Raw genomic sequence first — 13,234 nt, 5'->3', positions numbered from 1 at the left:
GGGTGTTCGCGCAGTTCCCCGCGCCCCTGACGTGGTGGGGTGGTGGGGTGGTGGGGCGCCCACGCTAGGCAGGGCTTGCGGGCATGGCATAGCGTTTTGCTCATGACGCAAGACGATGGAGATCTCGACAGCCTCGTGCGCAAACGGATCCGCGCGCTGCGCGTCGCGCAGGGCTGGTCGCTCGACGAGCTGGCCACCCGCGCCCGGCTCAGCCCGTCCACCCTCAGCCGGATCGAGAACGGTCAGCGGCGGCTCGCCCTCGACCAGCTCGTCACCCTCGCCCGTGCCATGGACACCACACTCGACCAGCTCGTCGAGACGGGCACGGACGACGTCATCTCCAGTCCGACGATCGACTCCGTGCACCAGCGGATGCGCTGGACCGTCCGTGCCGAGCCGGGCATGACGGTCGTACGGCAGCGCATGACGGACCCGCCGCCGGACAACCCGTCACGGATGCGCGCCCACCCGGGGCGCGAGTGGCTCGTGGTCCTCTCCGGTACGGCCGTGCTGCTCCTCGGCAACCGGCGGTTCCGCGTCGAGACCAACCAGAGCGCCGAGTTCCCGACGATGCTGCCCCACGCGATCGGCGCCGAGGGCGGGCCGTGCGAGCTCCTGGGCATCTTCGACCGGGATGCCCGTCGGGGGCATCAGCGCGGCGAGGACGGCGGGGACGGCGGGGGCGGGGACGGCTCGTGACCCCCTCGGTTTGCGCGTCCGGCAGGAGAAGCACCGACCGTCTTGCGCTTCCGGAAAGCGACCGGGCCGCCCGGCCCCGGCGCTCCTAACGTGGCCGTATGACGCAGCACTCGGCACCCCACGCCCCCCACACATCGCATGCCCCGCACGCACTCCACCAGCCCCACACCCCCCGCGAACCCCACTCCCACGACCAGACCGAGATTCTCGACCTCGACGCGGAGGTGCTCGCCGAGCACATCGCCTCCCTCACCGCGTGGCTGCCCGTCGCCGCCGACCCCCGGCACATCGTGGACCTCGGCTCCGGCACCGGCGCCGGCACACTCGCCCTCCTGCGGCGCTTCCCCGGCGCCGAGGTGACCGCCGTGGACGCCTCCCCCGTACATCTGGACCGGCTGCGGGCCAAGGCGGAGGCGGCCGGGGTCGCCGGGCGGGTGCGTACCGTCGAGGCCGATCTCGACGTGGCCTGGCCGGAGCTCGGCGCGCCACAACTGGTCTGGGCGTCCGCCTCCATGCACCACATGGCCGACCCCGACCGCACCCTGCGCCAGGTCCACGGGACGCTCGCGCCCGGCGGGCTGTTCGCGGTCGTGGAACTGGCCGGCTTCCCGCGGTTCCTGCCCGAGGACGCCCCGGCCGACGCCCCCGGGCTCGAAGAGCGCTGCCACACGGCACTCGACCGCCACCACGCCGAGCAGCTGCCGCACCGGGGCGCCGACTGGGGACCCAAGCTGACCGCCGCCGGGTTCACCGTCGAGGAGGAGCGCACCCTCGTCGTCGATCTGGGCCCGACCCCCGGTGACACCGTCGGCCGTTACGCGCTCAGCAGTCTGACCCGGATGCGCGGTGGCCTCGTGGGGACACTGGCGCCCGCGGACCTCGCCGCGCTCGACCGGCTGCTCGACACGGACGGGCCGCACAGCGTCCTGCGCCGCACGGATCTGACCGTCCGCACCGAACGCACGGTGTGGGCCGCGCGCCGCCCCTGACACCGTGAGAAGCAGGGCCGGTCAGCCGTTGTAGGTCTCGTCGTACGGATCCTCCGGCACCTCGACCGGCCGCGCATGCGTCACCTTCAGGAACGGGATCCGCCCGGCGTTGACCGGGTCCTTCTCCATCCGGGGTGAGTAGGTGCCGGTGATCTCCAGCCACGCGTCCGGGCGCAGCACCGGCGGCAGTTCGCCGGTCAGCCCGATCTTCACCGGGAGCGCGTCGGCGGCACAGCAGTTGAGGGTCATCCGTACGAGATACGGGTGCCCGGCGCCGTCGAGCGCGAGGAAGCCGGTGAGCCGGAAGGTGCGGTCGCGCAGGGTGCGGCCGTGGTCGTAGGCGGCGCGGCCCGCGTAGTCGGCGACGGCGATCCGGGCCGGTTCCCCGGCGGGCAGCGGCGGATAGGCCAACGGCTCCTGCACCGACGTACCGGCACGCATCGCGCTGTACGAGCCGAGGGCGGGCGGCGCGATCAGGATGAGGGCGAGGAGGGGGAGGACCAGCAGCCAGGAGACCCGGGGTTCGTGGTGTGCGTGGGCCTCGGTGCCTGGCTCCCTGCGCGCCCGGCGCTCGTACCAGACCGTCGCCACCGCCGCCGCGATCAGCACCACCCCGCACGCCACCACCAGCGGCCGCAGCCCCGGCTTCACATACCGCAGCGCGAGGTCCGTGGCCCCGGCGTGCACCACCGCCGCGCCCAGCAGGAACAACACGGCTGCCTGCGCCGACCGGTTCACGGCGACACCCTTCCGTTCGGCACGAACGCGGCCCGCGACGAGGGGTTCACAGCAGCACCGCCCCGACCAGGACCGACACCAGGATCGCCATCGCCAGGCTCAACGGCGCGAAGCGCAGCGCGAACCCGCGGCCGAACGTCGCCGTCTGCATCGCGAACAGCTTCAGATCGATCACCGGCCCCACCACCAGGAACGTCAGCCGGGCCGTCAGCGAGAACTGGGTCAGCGACGCGGCCACGAACGCGTCCGCCTCCGAGCAGATCGACAGCAGTACGGCGAGCGCGGCGAGGGCGAGGACGGACACCACCGGGTTTCCGGCGGCCGCGCTCAGCCAGCTCTCCGGCACCACGGCCTTCAGGGTCGCGGCGGCCATCGCGCCCACCACCAGGAAGCCGCCCGCGTGCACCACGTCGTGCCGCACCGACCCCCAGAACGCCGCGCCCTTGCCCTGTCCCTCGTACGACGCCCGCTCGGGCAGCCGCAGCCAGTCGGTGCGGCCGAGCCGGTGCCACAGCCAGCCCGTCGCGCACGCCACCAGCAGTCCGGCCGCGAACCGGGCCACGACCATCGCGGGTTCGCCGGGGAAGGCGATGGCCGTGGCGGTCAGCACGATGGGGTTGATGGCCGGCGCCGACAGCAGGAACGCCAGCGCCGCCGCCGGTGTCACCCCGCGCCGGACCAGCGCCCCCGCGACCGGTACGGAGGCACACTCGCAGCCGGGCAGGACCGCGCCCGCGAGCCCCGCGACCGGCACGGCGAGCGCCGGACGTCCCGGCAGCGCCCGCGCGAAGAACGACGCCGGCACGAACACCGCGAGCGCCGCCGACAGCAGCACCCCGAACACCAGGAAGGGCAGCGCCTGTACGACCACGGCGACGAACACCGTCATCCAGCTCTGCATCACGGGCGTGGCCAGCGCGCCCCGGATCGGGCCCTGTGCCAGGACCGCCACCAGCATCAACAGCACCAGCATCAACGGCGAGTCGAGCCGCCGCCCGCCCTCGCCGGGGCGGTCCTCTTCCTTGGGCGCGCCCGGTGACGGCGGGCGTTCGTGGGTCGTGACGGCCACGGGTGGGGTACCTCCGGTGCGGCGAGGGGCGCGATCCCTCTGCTCCAGTACGGCCACAACGGCGTCGGCGTTCAGCCGTTCCGCGACCACCGCTGGTCCACACCTGTCCCGGTGGGGCAGGCTTGCCCCTCGTGACGAGCGTTCCGGGGCAGGGATCGGCAGGTGACACGGTCCCGCACATGGTGGTGTGCGGTGACGACGGGCTGGCGCAGCGACTCGCGGCCGAGCTGCGCGGGGTGTACGGGGAACAGGTCACCCTCGTGGTGCCGGCGACCGGACGCCGGGTACGGCAGCCGGTGGTGGGGCGGGCGCGTGCCGCGTCCGCGGCGCTGCTCGACCGGATGGGCGCGGCGGTCGGCCGCAGCGCCCAGAACGCGCCCGGCGCGCCACCCCCCGACCCCTCCGGCGACCGTGTCGTCCAGGCTTCCGAGCCGAACGAGGCCGCCTTCATCGAGGCCGGTGTGGACCGGGCGACCGCGCTCGCCCTCGTCTACGACGACGACGAGACCAACGTCCGTGCCGCGCTCACCGCCCGCCGTCTCAACCCGCGCCTCCGGCTCGTCCTGCGCCTGTACAACCGCCGCCTCGGCCAGCACATCGAGGAACTCCTCGACCAGGCCGCCGCGTTGGCCTCCGGCGCCGACGGCAGGCCGGGCGACGCCTCGACGGTGGTGCTCTCCGACGCCGACACGGCCGCGCCCGCGCTGGCCGCGACCGCGCTCACCGGCACCAGCAAGGTCGTCCAGACCGACGGGCTGATCCTGCGGGCCGTGGAACGGCAGCCGCCCGCACCCGGACAGGTCGCCGTCCCCGGTCTGGCCACCCTCGCGCTGCTCTCCGCGACCAGCAACGACCCGGCGGGCGCGGACGGTTCGGAGGGCAGCGGTGATCAGGGGCCCCAGCTGCTGCCGGACGCCGCGGCGGTACGGGCGGCGACCGGGCGCGCGACGATCGTGCTGGAGCAGGTGTCGTACTCCGGGCCCTCCCTGCGGCCGGGGCGGGCCGGTGTGCCCTTCGCGTCGCTGTTCTCGCGCCGGCTGCGCTGGTCCCTCGCCGGGCTCGTGGCCTGTGTGATCGGGCTGGCCGTCGCGCTGATGGTGGTGGCCGACGACCACCCCCTGCACGCCACCTACGTCACCCTCCTCAACCTGTTCGCCATCAACGAGCCCGCGCTGAACCGGCCCACCAGCGAACAGGTCCTCCAACTGCTCTCCGGCCTGGTCGGGTTGCTGCTCCTGCCGGTGCTGCTGGCCGCCGTGCTCGAAGGGCTCGGTACGTTCCGCAGCGCGTCCGCCCTGCGCAAGCCGCCCCGCGGGCTGAGCGGGCATGTCGTCCTGCTCGGCCTAGGGAAGATCGGCACCCGGGTGCTGACGCGGCTGCGCGAGCTGGACATCCCCGTCGTCTGCGTCGAGGCCGACCCCGACGCCCGCGGTATGCCGACGGCGCGGCGGCTGCGGGTGCCGGTGGTGCTCGGTGACGTCACCCAGGAAGGCGTCCTGGAGGCCGCCAAGATCCATCGGGCGTCCGCGCTGCTCGCCCTGACCAGCGCGGACCCCACCAACCTGGAGGCCGTCCTCTACGCCCGCTCCCTGCGCTCCGAACTCCGGGTCGTGCTGCGGCTCTACGACGACGACTTCGCGACCGCCGTGTACCGGACCCTGCGGGCCGCGCATCCGCACGCGCTCACGCGCAGCCGGAGTGTTTCGCATCTGGCGGCGCCCGCGTTCGCCGGGGCGATGTTCGGGCGGCAGATCCTGGGGGCGATTCCCGTCGAGCGGCGGGTGCTGCTGTTCGCGGCGCTGGAGGTGGCGGGGCAGCCTCGGCTGGAGGGGCGGACCGTCGCGGAGGCGTTTCGGGCGGGGGCCTGGCGGGTGTTGGCGCTGGACACTTCCGTGGGGGAGGGGGGTGCGGTGCCGTCTGGGCTGATCTGGGATCTGCCGGACACGTATGTGTTGAAGGCGGGGGATCGGGTGGTGCTGGCGGCTACGCGCCGGGGGTTGGCGGAGCTCCTCGGGCGCCGGCGCCCACGCACATCGGGGTAACGCCGGTCGTCTGTCGGCCGCGGGCCCGTGGGGGCGTTCGCGCAGTTCCCCGCGCCCCTGAAAGGTCGTCGGTCGGCCGCGGGCCCGGTGGGGGGCGCTCGCGCAGTTCCCCGCGCCCCTAAAAGCCCACGTAGCCGCGGGCAGTCGTGCCGCTGGGGCGGCACGGGTGGGCGTGGCGGCACCCCGTCGCGCCGGGCTGCGCAACCCCCCGCCGGAGGCGCACCCGTCGCCGGAGGCGCACCCGTCGCCGGGGGTCGGGCGCCCCGCCCCCGGCGACGGTGGGGCCTCAGTGGGCCGCCGGGATTGTGTCCAGGTGGCGCTTGGCGAAGTCGAGTTCCAGGCGGATCTGCTTGATGCGCTCGTCCACGACCAGCGACCCGTGCCCCGCGTCGTAGCGGTACACCTCGTGCGTGGCCCCCCTGGCCTCAAGACGCTTCACATAGTTGTCGATCTGGCGGATCGGGCACCGCGGGTCGTTGACCCCGGCCGAGATGTAGACCGGCGCCTTGACCTCCTCGACATACGTCAGCGGCGACGACGCCTCGAAGCGCTCGGGAACCTCCTCCGGGGTGCCGCCCAGAAGCGTGCGGTCCATCGCCTTCAGCGCCTCCATCTCGTCGTGGTACGCCGTGACGTAGTCGGCGACCGGCACCGCGGCGATGCCGATCGTCCAGTCCTGCGGCTGGACACCGACGCCGAGCAGGGTCAGGTAGCCGCCCCAGGAGCCGCCGGTGAGGATCAGCCGGGCGGGGTCGGCGAGACCGGAGGTGACCGCCCACTCCCGTACCGCCGCGATGTCCTCCAGCTCGATCAGACCGACCCGGTGCTTGAGGGCGTCGGTCCAGGCACGGCCGTACCCCGTGGAACCGCGGTAGTTGACCCGGATCACCGCGTACCCGTGGTCGACCCAGGCCGCCGGGCCCGCGGCGAAGGCGTCGCTGTCGTGCCAGGTCGGGCCGCCGTGGATGTCGAAGACCGTGGGCAGCGGGCCGGTCGCGCCGGCCGGCTTCTGGACGAGGGCGTGGATCCGGCCGCCGGGTCCCTCGACCCACACGTCCTCCACCGGGACCGAACCCGGCGACTTCATCCCCGGCGGGTCGAGGACGACACCGCCGGCCGTGGACCGCACGGCGGACGGCTCGGCGGCCGACGACCACAGGTACTCCACCGTGCCGTCGGGGCGGGCCGTCGCGCCCGAGACCGTGCCCGGCGGGGTGGTGACGCTCTCCAGCTCACGGGTGGCCAGGTCGTAGCGGAACAGCTCGCTGCGGGCCTCGAAGCTGTGGGCGATCAGCAGACCCGAGCCGTCCGGATACCACTCGGCGCTGACATCGCCCGGCAGGTCGAGCGCCAGGTCCGTCTCCGCGCCGGAGACCACGTCCCACACCAGCGGCTCCCAGCGGCCCCGGCGCTGGTGTCCGATGAGCAGCCGCGGGTCGCCGTCGACCGGGGCGAAGCCCAGCACCTCCAGGCCCAGTTCGACCGTGCCGCCCAGGGTGTCGTCGAGCTCGGCGACCTTGCTGCCGTCCGGGTTCACCACCCGCAGCGCGGAGTGCATCGCGTCGCCGTGCTCGGTGTGCTCGACGGCGATCAGCGAACCGTCGTGCGAGAGGTCGCCGACGCCGGCCGACTCGCGGTGGGTGTAGATGACCACCGGGTCCTCGCCGTGCCGGGCCAGATGGATGGTGGTGCCCGCCTCGTCGGTGGAGCGGCCCACCACCGCCGTACGGCCGTCGCGGCCGAGTGCGAGGCCCGCCGGGTAGGACGGGTCGAGGCCGGGGGTGGCCGGCTCGTCCGGACCGCCCTCGAAGGGCTGGCGGCGCCAGACGCCGAACTCGTCGCCGTCCTTGTCGTCGAACCACCAGATCCAGGCGCCGTCCGGGGAGAGCACGCCGTCCGTCGTGCCGTTCGGCCGGTCGGTGACCTGGCGTTGCGCGCCGGTCGACCGGTCCCATGCATACAGCTCGTACGTCCCTGTCGCGTTGGACACGAACAGGGAGCGATGCGGTGCGTCCTCGGCCCAGTCGGGCAGGGACACCCGGGGCGCCCGGAAGCGCTTCTCCCAGTCCGGCATGGACGGTGTGGACGCGCTGTGCTGCTGCTGATCCGGCGAGACGGACCCGTTGCTCTGAGTCATGGCCCCATACTGCCCGCCCCGGGGGACATCGCGCTCCCGTCGGCCCCCAGCCTGTGGACAACTTTGCCTGTTCGTCCACAGGACCCCCGTCCCGGGGCCCTCAGGAACGCCCCGTACCTTGGGAGGCGTGTACCGGTTTCTGCTGACGCCACGATGGTGGGGGATCAACGTCTTCGTGCTGCTCGCCATCCCCTTCTGCGTGTTCATGGGGTCCTGGCAGCTGAGCCGGTTCGAGGACCGGATGGCGAGCCACCGCGACGCCGGTGCGCAGGCCGAGGCCGACGAACACTCGGTCGCGCGCCCGCTGGCCGAGCTGCTGCCGGTGGACAAGGCGACCTCGGGCGACCAGACCACCGCGCGGGGCCGCTACGGCGAACAGCTGCTGGTCCCGGACCGTGAACTCGACGGCGAGCAGGGCTTCTACGTCCTGACCATGCTGCGCACCGACGCCGGCCGGGCCCTGCCGGTCGTACGCGGCTGGCTGCCCGGCACCGCCGACCCGGCGAAGGTCCCGGCCGCGCCGTCCGGCGAGGTCACCGTCACGGGCGCGCTCCAGGCCTCCGAGACGCCGGGCAGCAACGGGGTGATGGCCACGAGCGGGCTGCCGTCGGGCCAGACGGCGGCGATCAGCGCGGCCTCCCTGGTGAACCTGGTGCCGTACGACGTCTACGACGCGTGGGTCACGCTCAACAAGGGCGACTCGGGGATGCGTGCCGTGCCCGCGGCGGCCGCGCCGGACACCGGCCTGGATCTCAAGGCGTTCCAGAACCTCGGCTACACCGGCGAGTGGTTCGTCTTCGCGGGCTTTGTGGTCTTCATGTGGTTCCGGCTGCTGCGCCGTGAGGTGGAGTTCGTACGGGACGCCCGCATGGGCCTCGTACCGGACGACCTGCCGGCGCGGAAGGAGACGGCGGACGCGGCCGCCGGGCCGCCGGGCCGCTGACCGCCCGGTCCGGCTGCGGCGAGTACCTGCCGGCCCGGTCCGGCTGCGGGCGAGTACCCGCCCGCCCCCGGAGTCCTACTGCCCCGCCAGCACCCCGGTCCGGTACACCGTCCCGGCGCACGCGTCCTGCACCTCGGCCATGACCGGGGCCGATCCGGCCTCCGGTGTGTACGACACCTGCACGCTTCCGTCGGCCGTGCCGTCACCCCTGAGCATCTGGGTGCTCGTGCCGGTGTCGCCGCCGGTGGAGGAGCCCGTGGTCGCGCCCGGGTCCTCGGTGGGCGACGGGTCGGTGGACGGTTCGCCGTTGCCGCCGTTGCCGCCCTCGATCGGGCAGGTCTCGGACGGCACCCAGGCGAACCTCACCTCGTACGCCGCCCCCGGCAGCAGCACCAGCCGGGCGGCTTCGAGGGACGGGTCGGGCAGCGCGGCGGCCACGTCGCCCGAACTGTGCTGGGTCACGGCGATCTTGGTCGAGTCGGCGGCGCCCACCGGGATCGGGGTCACGGTGCCGGCGCCGGTGACGGTGCAGCTGTCCGCGGAGATGTTGCTGATCCGGAAGGTGCCGTAGACCGTGCCCGCGGTGTCGGGGACGTCGACGGTGCCGGTGCCCGCGCCGAGCTGCACGGCGGTGCACGCGGGTGCGGAGGCGGGCGCGGAGGCGGTGGGGTTGGCCGGCAGGCCGGGGTCGGCGCCGGGGCTCGCGTCGGGGCCCTTGTCCTCGCCCTCGCCGCCGCCCTTGCCGTGGTTCTCGGTGCTGCCCGTGGAGCCGCCGGAGGTGCTGGAGCCGCCGTCGGGCCCCTTGCCCTCGCTGGAGCCGCCCTGGGCCTCCTGGCCGTGGCCGGCGATCGTGGTGTTGTCGTCGGAGCCGGTGGAGTTGGACACGTGCACCAGGGCCGGGACGGCGGTGCCGATGAACAGGGCCGCGGCGGCCATGCCGACGGCGGCCTGCCGCTTGCGGGCGCGGCGCGCGGGCACCGCCCGGCGCAGATGGTCCAGCGTCCCCTGGCGCGGCTCGATGTCCTGCACGGCGTGGTGCAGCAGGTTGCGCAGTGTCTGCTCGTCCGAGTCGAGCCCGTCCGGGCCCTGGTCGTCGAGGCGGTCGTTCACGGTTCCGTTCCCAGCGTGCGGTTGCTTCGGCTCGTGCTCGGGGCCGTCCCCCGGTTCCCCGGGGACGTGCAGGTGGCGCCGTTCGTTGTCCTCGCTCATGCGGGTGCCTCCATCGCCAGCCGCAGGGCCGCGATGCCACGAGAGCCGTACGCCTTCACCGAACCCAGGGATATCCCGAGCGACTCGGCGACCTGAGCCTCGGTCATGTCGGCGAAGTAGCGCAGCACCAGCACCTCGCGCTGCCGTCGCTGAAGGCCCTTCATGGCCTTGATCAGGGAGTCCCGCTCCAGCTGGTCGTACGCGCCCTCCTCGGCGCTCGCCATGTCCGGCATCGGCTTCGACAGCAGCTTGAGGCCGAGAATGCGGCGGCGCAGCGCGGAGCGGGAGAGGTTGACGACGGTCTGGCGGAGGTAGGCGAGTGTCTTCTCGGGGTCGCGGACGCGCTTACGCGCGGAGTGGACGCGGATGAAGGCCTCCTGGACGACGTCCTCGCAGGAGGCGGTGTCGTCGAGGAGCAGGGCGGCGAGGCCCAGCAGGGAGCGGTAGTGCGTGCGGTACGTCTCGGTGAGGTGGTCGACGGTGGTCCCCGCCGCCGCGACGTCCTCCGCACCGTCGCGCTGGCCGGGGATCGGGGTCGGGTGCGCTGCGGGCATGGGCGCGATCACCGGCATGCCACCGGTCGCGCCGGCCGCTCTGGGCCGGCGCCGCGGAACGGGCGGGCGCAGGGCGGAGCCGCGCGCTGCCGCTGTGAAGTCGAGTACCTCTGCCACGCCAGTTGGACACGTTTCCCCCTGTGAGGGTTGTACGTGCCGGGCGTCTCTTTTGCGCCGTGCTGTGTGGCCGACACCGATCTCGTGTCCGACCGCACGGCTGACGATGCCTCACTTGGCCTCATGCGTCCCGCTCTTCCCCTATGTCCCAAATTGGAACGGGCGTCCCCACGCCCGCAGCCCGGCGTCCCCACGCCGCGCTTCCACGCGTCTCCCACCCCGGAAGGGCGACCGCAAAGACGCTCCCCGCCCTCCGCGCGGTTGCGGAGGGCGGGGAGGAAATCTTCGAACGGCGAGGGGTCCCGGTTCAAGTGGTCGAGACCATCGACCGCCTCACACACCGAGTACGGATCCTACAAACCGTTCCTGTCATGGCCAGGGCATTTATGCGTCGGTGCGGCGCCCCGTCGTCTCGGCGGCGACCAGCTCGGCGATCTGCGCGGTGTTCAGGGCCGCCCCCTTGCGCAGGTTGTCCCCGCACACGAAGAGCTCCAGGGCCGTCGGATCGTCCAGCGCCCGGCGTACCCGCCCCACCCAGGTCGGGTCGGTGCCGACCGCGTCGGCGGGGGTCGGGAACTCCCCGGCGGCCGGGTTGTCGACCAGCACCACACCGGGTGTGGTGGCGAGGATCTCCCTGGCGCCGTCCACCGTGACCTCCCGCTGGAAGCCGGCGTGCACGGTCAGCGAGTGGGTGGTGACCACCGGCACCCGGACACAGGTCACGGCGACGGGCAGCTTCGGCAGCCCGAGGATCTTGCGGGACTCGTCCCGCACCTTCATCTCCTCCGACGACCAGCCGTCCTCACGCAGCGACCCGGCCCACGGTACGACGTTCAGCGCGACCGGCTCGGGGAACGGGCCGGTGTGGTCGCCGACGGCCCGGCGCAGATCACCGGGCTTGGTGCCCAGTTCCGTACCGGCGACGAGCGACAGCTGCCGGCGCAGGGTCTCCACCCCGGCCCGGCCGGCCCCGCTGACCGCCTGGTACGAGGAGACGACCAGCTCACGCAGGCCGTACTCGGCGTGCAGGGCGCCGAGCGCCACGATCATCGAGAGGGTCGTGCAGTTGGGGTTGGCGATGATGCCGCGCGGGCGCATCCGGGCCGCGTGCGCGTTGACCTCGGGCACGACCAGCGGCACGTCGGGGTCCATCCGGAACGCGCCGGAGTTGTCCACGACCACCACGCCCTTGGCGGCGGCGACCGGCGCCCAGTGCGCGGACACCTCGTCGGGCACGTCGAACAGCGCGATGTCGACGCCGTCGAAGGCCTCCTCGGTCAGCGCCACGACCTCGACCTCCTCGCCGCGCACGGCCAGCTTGCGGCCGGCCGAGCGCGGCGAGGCGATCAGTCGGATCTCACCCCAGATGTCCGCGTGCTGGGACAGGATCTGGAGCAGGACCGTGCCGACGGCCCCGGTCGCCCCCACGACCGCGAGCGTCGGTCGTACGGTCATCGGCCCGTGCCTCCATAGACCACGGCCTCGTCGCTGTCGGAGTCCAGTCCGAACGCGCTGTGCACCGCGCGGACCGCCTCCGTCACGTCCTCGGCACGGGTGACCACCGAGATGCGGATCTCGGAGGTCGAGATCAGCTCGATGTTCACGTTGGCGTCGGAGAGCGCGGTGAAGAAGTCCGCGGTGACCCCGGGGTTGGTCTTCATACCGGCGCCGACCAGGGAGATCTTGCCGATCTGGTCGTCGTAGCGCAGGGAGTCGAAGCCGATCAGGTTCTTCGCCTTCTCCAGGGCGTCGATCGCCTTGCGGCCCTCGCTCTTCGGCAGCGTGAAGGAGATGTCCGTCAGACCCGTGGAGGCCGCGGACACGTTCTGCACGATCATGTCGATGTTGATCTCGGAGTTGGAGATCGTACGGAAGATGGCGGCGGCCTCTCCCGGCTTGTCCGGCACACCGACGACCGTGACCTTGGCCTCGGAGGTGTCGTGTGCGACACCGGAGATGATGGCCTGCTCCACCTGCTTTTCCCCTTGCTCGATCGGCGCGCTGCTGACCCAGGTGCCCTGGAGTCCGCTGAAGCTGGACCGCACGTGGATCGGGATGTCGTAGCGGCGGGCGTACTCCACACAGCGGTGGAGCAGCACCTTGGAGCCGGACGCGGCCAGCTCCAGCATGTCCTCGAAGGAGATCCAGTCGATCTTCTTCGCCTTCTTCACGACCCGCGGGTCGGCGGTGAACACCCCGTCGACGTCCGTGTAGATCTCGCAGACCTCGGCTTCGAGGGCGGCGGCGAGCGCCACCGCCGTGGTGTCCGAGCCACCGCGCCCGAGCGTGGTGATGTCCTTCTTGTCCTGCGAGACACCCTGGAATCCGGCGACGATCGCGATGTTGCCCTCGTCCAGCGCGGTGCGGATGCGCCCCGGCGTGACGTCGATGATCCGGGCTTTGTTGTGGACCGAGTCGGTGATGACACCCGCCTGGCTGCCCGTGAACGACTGGGCCTTGTGGCCCAGGTTCTTGATCGCCATGGCCAGCAGTGCCATGGAGATCCGCTCTCCCGCGGTCAGCAGCATGTCGAGCTCGCGCCCGGCAGGCATCGGCGAAACCTGCTCGGCGAGATCGATCAGCTCGTCCGTCGTGTCGCCCATCGCGGAAACCACAACGACCACCTGGTGGCCGTTCTTTCTGGTTTCCACGATTCGCTTGGCGACGCGCTTGATGCCCTCGGCATCGGCTACGGAGGAGCCTCCGTACTTCTGCACGACAAGGCCCACGTGCGCTC

General features: G+C 72.8%; 11 protein-coding genes. 4 read left to right on the top strand and 7 right to left on the bottom strand.

Annotated elements, in window-relative coordinates; genetic code table 11:
* The first annotated feature begins 102 nt into the window (after window positions 1-102).
* On the top strand, window positions 103-699 hold the full coding sequence (locus tag ACIQAC_RS10720; protein ID WP_402189001.1) for a helix-turn-helix domain-containing protein: 597 nt from the start codon (window positions 103-105) through the stop codon (window positions 697-699).
* Window positions 700-797: 98 nt separating this feature from the next.
* Window positions 798-1,688 (top strand): class I SAM-dependent methyltransferase, encoded by an 891-nt coding sequence (locus ACIQAC_RS10715; protein WP_402188999.1) that lies wholly within the window; start codon window positions 798-800, stop codon window positions 1,686-1,688.
* 21 nt (window positions 1,689-1,709) lie between these two features.
* Here ACIQAC_RS10715 and ACIQAC_RS10710 read toward each other — a convergent pair whose 3' ends face one another.
* Window positions 1,710-2,426, bottom strand: coding sequence for a TIGR03943 family putative permease subunit (locus tag ACIQAC_RS10710; protein WP_402188998.1), 717 nt, complete (start codon window positions 2,424-2,426; stop codon window positions 1,710-1,712).
* 46 nt (window positions 2,427-2,472) lie between these two features.
* Window positions 2,473-3,495, bottom strand: coding sequence for a permease (locus ACIQAC_RS10705; RefSeq protein ID WP_402188996.1), 1,023 nt, complete (start codon window positions 3,493-3,495; stop codon window positions 2,473-2,475).
* A 179-nt stretch (window positions 3,496-3,674) separates the two neighbouring features.
* On the opposite strand from ACIQAC_RS10705, the gene ACIQAC_RS10700 reads away from it, so the two are divergent.
* A complete protein-coding gene (locus ACIQAC_RS10700; RefSeq protein ID WP_402189310.1) occupies window positions 3,675-5,537 on the top strand; it encodes an NAD-binding protein in 1,863 nt (620 codons plus the stop codon).
* Between the two features lie 286 nt (window positions 5,538-5,823).
* On the opposite strand, the gene ACIQAC_RS10695 is transcribed toward ACIQAC_RS10700, so the two are convergent.
* Complete coding sequence (locus tag ACIQAC_RS10695) at window positions 5,824-7,674, bottom strand: prolyl oligopeptidase family serine peptidase (RefSeq protein ID WP_402188994.1); 1,851 nt, start codon at window positions 7,672-7,674, stop codon at window positions 5,824-5,826.
* Between the two features lie 127 nt (window positions 7,675-7,801).
* Here ACIQAC_RS10695 and ACIQAC_RS10690 point away from each other — a divergent pair, with 127 nt between their 5' ends.
* Window positions 7,802-8,617 carry an SURF1 family protein gene (locus tag ACIQAC_RS10690; protein WP_402188992.1) on the top strand — a complete coding sequence of 272 codons (816 nt, stop codon included), beginning with the start codon at window positions 7,802-7,804 and terminating at the stop codon, window positions 8,615-8,617.
* A 75-nt stretch (window positions 8,618-8,692) separates the two neighbouring features.
* On the opposite strand, the gene ACIQAC_RS10685 is transcribed toward ACIQAC_RS10690, so the two are convergent.
* The 4 genes from ACIQAC_RS10685 to ACIQAC_RS10670 form a co-directional block, all read right to left on the bottom strand.
* A complete protein-coding gene (locus tag ACIQAC_RS10685) occupies window positions 8,693-9,826 on the bottom strand; it encodes a hypothetical protein (protein WP_402188990.1) in 1,134 nt (377 codons plus the stop codon).
* On the bottom strand, window positions 9,823-10,398 hold the full coding sequence (locus ACIQAC_RS10680; RefSeq protein ID WP_402189307.1) for a SigE family RNA polymerase sigma factor: 576 nt from the start codon (window positions 10,396-10,398) through the stop codon (window positions 9,823-9,825). The genes ACIQAC_RS10685 and ACIQAC_RS10680 overlap by 4 nt, the downstream gene beginning before the upstream one ends.
* Before the next feature lie 483 nt (window positions 10,399-10,881).
* Window positions 10,882-11,952, bottom strand: coding sequence for an aspartate-semialdehyde dehydrogenase (locus ACIQAC_RS10675; protein WP_402188988.1), 1,071 nt, complete (start codon window positions 11,950-11,952; stop codon window positions 10,882-10,884).
* Window positions 11,949-13,226: an aspartate kinase gene (locus ACIQAC_RS10670; RefSeq protein WP_402188986.1), complete on the bottom strand. Its 1,278-nt coding sequence runs from the start codon at window positions 13,224-13,226 to the stop codon at window positions 11,949-11,951. Before ACIQAC_RS10670 ends, ACIQAC_RS10675 begins: the two co-directional genes overlap by 4 nt.
* Between the last annotated feature and the right edge of the window lie 8 nt (window positions 13,227-13,234).

The organism is Streptomyces sp. NPDC088387 (assembly GCF_044753385.1).
Taxonomy (GTDB): Bacteria; Actinomycetota; Actinomycetes; order Streptomycetales; family Streptomycetaceae; genus Streptomyces.
Note: the sequence above shows the minus strand (reverse complement) of the source record. Positions and strands in the feature narration are given on the sequence as shown.